Source organism: Nonomuraea sp. NPDC003201 (assembly GCF_053590415.1).
The window spans coordinates 21,964-29,797 of the sequence record NZ_JBSFTC010000129.1 but is presented as its reverse complement, the minus strand read 5'-3'; the positions used below and the strand labels follow the sequence as shown (position 1 = coordinate 29,797).

Genomic DNA, 7,834 nt, shown 5'->3' with positions numbered 1-7,834 from the left:
GCCCGCCGTTCTCACGGCGGGCGGCCCGTTGCGCGTTCACCACCACGGTCTTTTACGGCTGCGCACGGTGGGCCCCACCCGCCGCACCGGGCCGAGGACCCTCCAGGGTGACGCTTCTCCGCCTCACCGCCGCGCCACCGTGACGCGCGCACGCTTGACCGGCGGATGGGCCTCCCTACGAATCCGGACGTGCCCTGGATTACATAGTTCGAAATTTGACCACATGTGGCCGTCTTGATTGACAAGCCCCCTGGCAGACACGGACATTGCGGGCATCCCTAGCAGCCATTCGGGGGCTGATTTCTCGGAGGCGCGATGAAGCGCGCATTAATCATGTTCGCCGGCACCCTCCTGTTACTCGGTTCGTTCACCATCCCGCCCGCGTCGGCGGTGCCGAAGCCCGCTCCGGGCCCCGACGGCGTGTTCGTCTACACCGGCGAGCTCACCGCGGACCAGGTGGCCAAGCTCGTCGCGGCCGGCGTGGACCGCGAGGAGATGCGGATCGTCAAGCGGGCGAACGGCAAGGTCACCATCGAGGTGGTCCTCGCCGCCGCGCTGGCCGGCACGCTCGCCAAGCAGGGCGTCACCCTGAAGGCCCAGACCGCCGACAGGGCGCGGCTGGCGCAGAAGGGCGACGGGGTGTTCAAGAGATACGCGGGCGCCGGCGGCATCCGCGAGGAGATCATCGCCGCGGCCGACGCCAAGCCCGGCATCGCCAAGGTCGTCAACCTCGGCAACAGCCTCAACGGCACGCCGATCACCGCGATCAAGGTGACCAAGGACGCCCGCAAGCTCGCCGACGGCAAGCGCCCGGCCATGCTGTACATGGCCGCCCAGCACGCCCGCGAGTGGATCACACCCGAGATGGTGCGGCGGCTGCTGCACCACTTCCTCGACGGCTACGGCGGCAACGCCGAGCTCACCAAGCTCGTGAACACCACCGAGCTGTGGTTCATGCCGGTGGCCAACCCCGACGGCTACGACTACACCTTCACCCCCGACAACCGGCTGTGGCGCAAGAACCTGCGGGACAACGACGGCGACGGCCAGCTCACCAGCGCCGACGGCGTCGACCTCAACCGCAACTTCGCCTACAAGTGGGGCTACGACAACGAGGGCTCGTCGAACATCCTCGCCAGCCAGACCTACCGCGGCAAGTCGGCGCAGTCGGAGCCGGAGACCGTGGCGCTGGACAACCTGACCAAGCGGGTGCACTTCACGTACCTGCTGAACTACCACTCCGCCGCCATGCTGCTGCTGTACGGGGTCGGCTGGCAGCAGGCCACGCGATCGCCCGACGACCTGATCTTCGAGGCCATGCTCGGCGACGACGCCCACCCGGCCGTACCCGGCTATGACCCCGACATCGGCGCCGAGCTCTACACCACCAACGGCGAGCTGGACGGGCACATGACCAACGTGCGGAAGGTCATGTCCATCACGCCGGAGATGTCCACCTGCGAGGACGCGGTCGCGCGGAACCCGAACGACGAGTGGACGCTCGACGACTGCGCCGGCGGGCAGGGCTTCACCTTCCCCGACAGCGAGGCGCTGATCCAGGACGAGTTCCTCAAGAACGTCCCGCTGGCGCTGGCCGCGGCCAAGACCGTGCACACGCCGGACACCCCGGTCTCCGTGGTCGGGCGCACGGTGCCCGACTTCGCGCCGGACTCCTTCAGCGTCTCGTACGGCGACCCGCAGCCGGTGGCGGTCACCGCCCGCAGGTCGCTGCTGGGCAAGGTGCTGCGCTTCCGCGTCAACGGCGGCCCGGCGCAGACCAGGCCGCTGTCGGAATGGCAGGGCGGCAAGCGGTACGGCGACGAGAACGACCTGTTCTTCGCCGAGTACCGCGGCACCGTGAGCGGCGCGAAACCGGGTGACAAGGTCGAGGTCTGGTTCCAGGGCTTCAAGCAGGGCACCGGGCTCGTCTCCAGCTCGCACTTCACCTACACCCTGGCCAAGGACTCCGCGGCCAAGGTCCTGATCGTCGCCAACGAGGACTACACCGGCTTCAACCCGGACTATCCGCCCTCGGTGACGGCCCCCAAGCACACCACGACGTACAAGAAGGCCCTCCAGGCCGCCGGGTACGCCTCCGAGACCTGGGACGTGGACGCGCAGGGCGTGCCGGACCACCTGGGCGTGCTGTCGCACTTCAAGGGCGTGGTGTGGGAGCTGGGCGACAACCGGCTGTCGATGGACCAGCAGGACCTGGTCACCGTGACCCCGCTCGGCAACCTGCCCGACGCGGACGTCAAGCGGTCGCAGCAGGACCTGACCGTCTCCATCCGCGACTACCTCAACGAAGGGGGCAAGCTCCTCTACACCGGCGAGACGGCCGCGTACTACGGCATTCTCGACACGATCGTCGGAGGCATCTACTACGGCATCGACGGCGACCCGGACGGCGACTGCGTGGTCACCACGATCCAGGGCCTGTTCAACGAATGCCTGCTGCTGGCCGACGACTTCACCCAGTACTACATGGGCGTCGGCGGGCGCATCGCGCGCGACTCCCCGACCGGCTTCGCCGGCAAGGGCCCGCTGGCCGGGACGGGCGGCACGTTCGGCGGTCCGGCCACGGTGGACAACCCGCTGGACGAGGCGGGGGTGCTGCAGCCCATGGGCACGGACCTGCCGAGGTTCACGGGCACTCCGGCGGCCGGCTACACGCTCGGCGCGGGCGGTCCGTTCGACCCGATCGAGGGCCAGTGGTACGTCAGGGGGCCGCACGCGGACGACTCGTACATGCGGCTGACCAGGACGGTCAACCTGGGAACCGTGACGGCGGCGCAGCAGCCGAGGCTGGGCTTCCAGCTGTCCTTCGACACCGAGCCCGGCTATGACAACGTCATCGTCGAGGCCCACACGGTCGGCCAGGACAACTGGACCACGCTCCCCGACCTCAACGGCGGCACCGACAGCGCCGTGCCGTCGGAGTGCGAGGCCGGCTTCTACCTGGGCGAGCACCCGTGGCTGGGGCACTACCTGACCGGCGGCAACCCCTGCACGGCCAGTGGCACCAGCGGCTCCTGGAACCGGTTCACCGGTGACTCCGGCGGCTGGAAGCAGGTCGCCTTCGACCTGTCCGCCTACGCGGGCCAGCAGGTCGAGGTGTCGATCAGCTACGTGACCGACCCGAGCACGGGCGGCGTGGGCGTGTTCGTGGACGACACGCGGGTCACCACCACCGGCGGCACCCTCGACTCCGAGGGCTTCGAGACCGGCCTCGGCCCCTGGGCCGTCCCCGGTCCGCCGGCGGGCAGCCCCACCGGCGGCGGCGACTTCGCCCGCGCGCAGGCGGACACCACGGCCGCCGTCTCCACCAAGGACACGGTGCTGCTGGGGTTCGGGCTGGAGCAGCTCGCCAACGACAACGAGCGGAACGCGACGATCAAGAAGGTGATGAAGTACCTGATCGGCTGATCTCGCCTGACGGACGGCCGCTTCTGCCAGGAGCGGCCGTCCCTCGGGTCAACGGAGTGTCAGCACGCCCGATGGCAGATCCGCGTTTCTACCATGAGGTCGGGAGCGGGTCCGCAGGAAAATATCAGAACTGTCCCTGATCTTAGGCGGTAATTGTCCCCACGTTTATGTCAGAACTGTCCCCTCCCCTGGCTTCTCGGGTGGTCCGCCGGCCGGACAGGGCGCGGAGACGATGTTTGGATCCCTTGATCGTGGCAGCGCTGCGTGCTTCACGGCCAATGCATGAATGTGTGTGGAACGTGGTCCACTGCCCCTCGCTCGGGGCGGGCTCCAGAAGGCTCACCCGGTAACCGGGCGACGGGCGGGCTTGGCGAGCGGAGCGAGCGGGGGTTTGGCGGGGTCGAAGGGGCGGAGCCCCTGGGGGGCAGGGCCCGAGCGCTCGCATGGCGCGTAGCGCCTCCTGATGCGAGGACGATGATTTCGCCCGGGGGCTCGTGGGCGACCGAAAGATCATGTAAAGGCGGGGGTTACGCGGGTTTTCGCGGTCGCTTGATGACATGCGTCCTATGCGTACATCACGTTTCGCTCTTGTGCTGCTGGCCGCGGGCGCCGTGCTCATGACGGGAAGCGCCGCGTTCGCCGATCCCGATCCGTCCGCGCTGGAGCTGCGGGTGGTCGTGGACGACTGCTACTACTCGGTGGTTCGGCCATGACCGACCCCGCGCTGCTCGAACGGGCACTGTTCGAGGTCAAGCGGGTGATCGTGGGTCAGGACCGCATGGTCGAGCGGCTGCTCGTGGCGGTGCTCGCCAAGGGCCACTGCCTGCTGGAAGGCGTGCCCGGCATCGCCAAGACGCTGGCCGCCGAGACCATGGCCACCGTGGTCGGCGGCACGTTCGCCCGTATCCAGTTCACGCCCGACCTGGTGCCCGCCGACATCGTCGGGACCAGGATCTACCGGCCGTCGACCGAGACCTTCGACATCGAGCTCGGCCCGGTCATGGTCAACCTGCTGCTCGCCGACGAGATCAACCGGGCGCCCGCGAAGGTGCAGTCGGCGCTGCTGGAGATCATGGCCGAGCGGCAGGTCAGCATCGGCGGGGTCTCGCACGACGTGCCGAGGCCGTTCCTGGTGCTGGCCACCCAGAACCCGATCGAGTCCGAGGGCGTCTACCACCTGCCCGAGGCGCAGCGGGACCGCTTCCTCATGAAGATCGACGTGGACTATCCCAGCGAGTCGGAGGAGCTGGCGATCGTCTACCGCATGAGCGTGGACCCGCCCGTCCCGCACGCCGTGCTGGACCCCGCTCAGGTCGTCGCGCTCCAGCGGCGGGCCGAGGAGGTCTTCGTGCACCACGCCGTGGCCGAGTACGCCGTCCGCCTCGTCTACGCCACCCGCGATCCCGACCGGTTCGGGGTGGAGGACGTGCGCCGGCTGCTGGCGTTCGGGGCGAGCCCCAGGGCCACGCTCGGCCTGCTGGCGGCCGGGCGGGCGCTGGCTCTGATGCGGGGGCGCGACTACGTGCTGCCGGAGGACGTGCGCGACCTGGCGTACGACGTCATGGCGCACCGGCTCGTGCTCTCCTTCGACGCGCTGGCCGACGGGGTGGCGCCCAGGCAGATCGTGGACCGGGTGCTGGCGGCCGTACCGCTGCCCGTCATCGCCCCCCAGCAGCAGGCACAGCTGAACGAAGCCGTGGCATGAGGCCGTACCTGATGGCCGAGCCCGCGCTGCGCCGGCTGGAGCTGACGATCACCAGGAGACTGGATGGACTGCTGCAGGGGGAGCATCTGGGACTGGTCCCGGGGCCGGGGAGCGAGCCGGCGGAGACCCGGCCGTACCAGGCGGGCGACGACGTGCGGCGGATGGACTGGAACGTCACCGCCCGCACCAACGAGCCCCATGTCCGGGACCTGGTCGCCGACCGCGAGCTGGAGATCTGGGCGCTGCTCGACGCCACCGCCAGCATGGACTTCGGCACCGCGGCCATGGAGAAGCGGGAGCTGGCCGTGTCGGCGCTGGCGGCGGTCGGCTTCCTCACCCAGCGGACCGGCAACCGGATCGGCACCCACCTGCTGCACGGCGGCGGCGTCAGGACGCTGCCCGCCCGGACGGGCCGGCCGCACCTGATGGCGCTGCTGCAGGCGGCCTTCGCGCTGCCCCGCACCCCGCCCGGGGTGGCCGAGCCGCTGCTGGGCGTGGCCGCCGACCAGCTCGGCCGGGTGGTACGGCGCCGCGGCCTGGTCGTGGTCGTGTCGGACTTCCTCGACGCGCCCGAGACCTGGGAGCTGCCCCTGCGCAAGCTCACCGCCAGGCACCAGGTGCTGGCCGTGGAGGTGCTCGACCCGCGCGAGCTGACGCTGCCCGACGTCGGGATCCTGACGCTGGTCGACCCGGAGACGGGGCGGCGGCGCGAGGTCGCCACGGGGAGCGCGCGGCTGCGCCGCAGGTACGCGGAGGCGGCGGCGGAGCAGCGGGACGCCGTCGCGCAGGCGCTGCGCCGGACCGGGGCGACCCACCTGCGGTTGCGCACGGACCGGGACTGGGTGCGCGACCTGGTCCGGCACGTCATGCGCCAGCGCCGCCTGGCCGCCCTGGCGCGCCCCGCGGGCGGAGGAGGTGATGCGGCGTGACGCTGATCGCGCCCCTGTGGTTGCTGCTGCTCGTCCCCGTGGCCGCGCTGGCCCTGGCGTACGTGGTCATGGCCCTGCGGAGCAGGACCGCGTACGCCGTCAGGTTCACCAACCTCGACCTGCTCGACAAGGTCGCCCCGAGGCGGCCGGGCTGGCGCAGGCACGTTCCGGCGGCGGCGCTGCTGCTGATGTTCGTGCTGCTCGTGATCGGTTTCGCCCGGCCGACGGCCGAGGTGCGGGTGCCGAGGGAGCGGGCGACGATCATGGTGGCGTTCGACGTGTCGGCGTCCATGAGCGCCACCGATGTGCGGCCCAACCGGTTCGAGGCGGCCAAGCAGGCGGCCAGGCAGTTCGTGGCGGGCCTGCCCGAGCGGTTCAACCTGGGCCTGGTGTCGTTCTCCTCGTCGGCGTCCGTCGCCGTGCCGCCGACCACGGACCGGCAGGCGGTGCTGAGCGCGCTCGACCGGCTCAGCACCGCCTCGGGCACCGCCATCGGCGAGGCGGTCTACTCCTCGCTGGACGCCATCGCCGCGCTCGACGCGCAGGAGGAGAGGCCGCCCGCGCACATCGTGCTGCTGTCCGACGGCTCCAACACCACGGGCCGCACGGTCGGCGACGCGGCCGCGGCGGCCTCCGGGAGGGGCGTGCCGGTCACGACCATCGCGTACGGCACGGCGGACGGCACGATCGACATCTCGGGACGCGAGATCCCGGTGCCGGTGGACGCCCCGGCGCTGCGCGGGCTGGCCGAGGCGGCCGGCGGCGGCTTCTACGAGGCGGCCAGCGGCGACGAGCTGCAGGCGGTCTACGAGGACATCGGCACGTCGGTCGGCTACCGGACCGAGCGGCAGGAGGTATGGATGTGGTTCGTGGCGGCGGGGATGGCCTTCGCGCTGATCGCGGCGGTGACGTCGATGTTGTGGTTCTCGAGGCTGCCATGAGGGGTCTGGGCAGCCCGCGCGGGCCGCAGTTCGTCACCCCGCCCGTCGTGGCCGCCGTGCCGCAGGATCCACCGCAGAAGGGGGCGCCGCCCAAGGGACGTCTGCTCGTGGCCGCCGCGCTCGTCGCGGCGCTCACCGGGGCGGCGGCGGGCATCGCTGGGGGTGCGGCGGGGGCACGGCTCTCCGAAGGGTCCGAGCCGGCCCCCGCCGCCGCCCTCCCCAGGGTGGCGCCCGCGCCGTCGGCCGGCCTCAGCGGGCTGAGCGCGACGGCGGCCCGGGTGCTGCCCAGCGTGGTCTCGGTGGAGACGGGCGGCGGGGGCGGCTCGGGGTTCGTGGTGGACGGCCGCGGCCACATCCTCACCAACGCGCACGTGATCAGGGGCGGCGACCGGGCGACCGTCGTGCTGAACGACGGCCGCCGGATCAGCGCCCGCGTGATCGGCGAGGACGACGACGAGGACCTGGCCGTGCTGGAGGTGGACTACCCGCGGGAGCTCACGCCCGCCACCCTCGGCAGGTCCGGCGACCTGGCCGTCGGCGACCAGGTGCTCGCGATCGGCTCCCCGCTGGGCCTGTCGGGCACGGTCACCGCCGGCATCGTGAGCGCTCTGGACCGGGAGGTACGGTTGGGCTCGGCACGGCGTACGGCCGTGCAGACGGACGCGTCCATCAACCCCGGCAACTCGGGCGGCCCGCTGGTCAACGCCCGGGGCGAGGTCGTCGGGGTGAACACGGCGATCGCGTCTGGGCGGGGCGGCGGCAACATCGGCATCGGGTTCGCCATTCCCATCGACCGGGCGGCGCCGATCGCGGAACGAATCATCCGAAACTAG

General features: G+C 71.3%; 6 protein-coding genes. All 6 read left to right on the top strand.

Annotated elements, in window-relative coordinates; genetic code table 11:
* Positions 1–315: 315 nt before the first annotated feature.
* The 6 genes from ACWDX9_RS34565 to ACWDX9_RS34540 all read left to right on the top strand — a co-directional run bounded on the left by ACWDX9_RS34565 (position 316) and on the right by ACWDX9_RS34540 (position 7,834).
* Positions 316–3,426, top strand: coding sequence for a M14 family zinc carboxypeptidase (locus tag ACWDX9_RS34565; RefSeq protein ID WP_449961429.1), 3,111 nt, complete (start codon positions 316–318; stop codon positions 3,424–3,426).
* 566 nt (positions 3,427–3,992) lie between these two features.
* Complete coding sequence (locus ACWDX9_RS34560) at positions 3,993–4,139, top strand: hypothetical protein (protein ID WP_449961426.1); 147 nt, start codon at positions 3,993–3,995, stop codon at positions 4,137–4,139.
* Positions 4,136–5,131 carry an AAA family ATPase gene (locus ACWDX9_RS34555; protein ID WP_449961423.1) on the top strand — a complete coding sequence of 332 codons (996 nt, stop codon included), beginning with the start codon at positions 4,136–4,138 and terminating at the stop codon, positions 5,129–5,131. Before ACWDX9_RS34560 ends, ACWDX9_RS34555 begins: the two co-directional genes overlap by 4 nt.
* Positions 5,128–6,060 (top strand): DUF58 domain-containing protein, encoded by a 933-nt coding sequence (locus ACWDX9_RS34550; RefSeq protein WP_449961420.1) that lies wholly within the window; start codon positions 5,128–5,130, stop codon positions 6,058–6,060. Before ACWDX9_RS34555 ends, ACWDX9_RS34550 begins: the two co-directional genes overlap by 4 nt.
* Positions 6,057–7,001: a VWA domain-containing protein gene (locus ACWDX9_RS34545; RefSeq protein ID WP_449961417.1), complete on the top strand. Its 945-nt coding sequence runs from the start codon at positions 6,057–6,059 to the stop codon at positions 6,999–7,001. The genes ACWDX9_RS34550 and ACWDX9_RS34545 overlap by 4 nt, the downstream gene beginning before the upstream one ends.
* The gene (locus tag ACWDX9_RS34540) at positions 6,998–7,834 is read left to right on the top strand and encodes a S1C family serine protease (RefSeq protein WP_449961415.1); all 837 of its coding nucleotides are present in this window, start codon (positions 6,998–7,000) and stop codon (positions 7,832–7,834) included. The genes ACWDX9_RS34545 and ACWDX9_RS34540 overlap by 4 nt, the downstream gene beginning before the upstream one ends.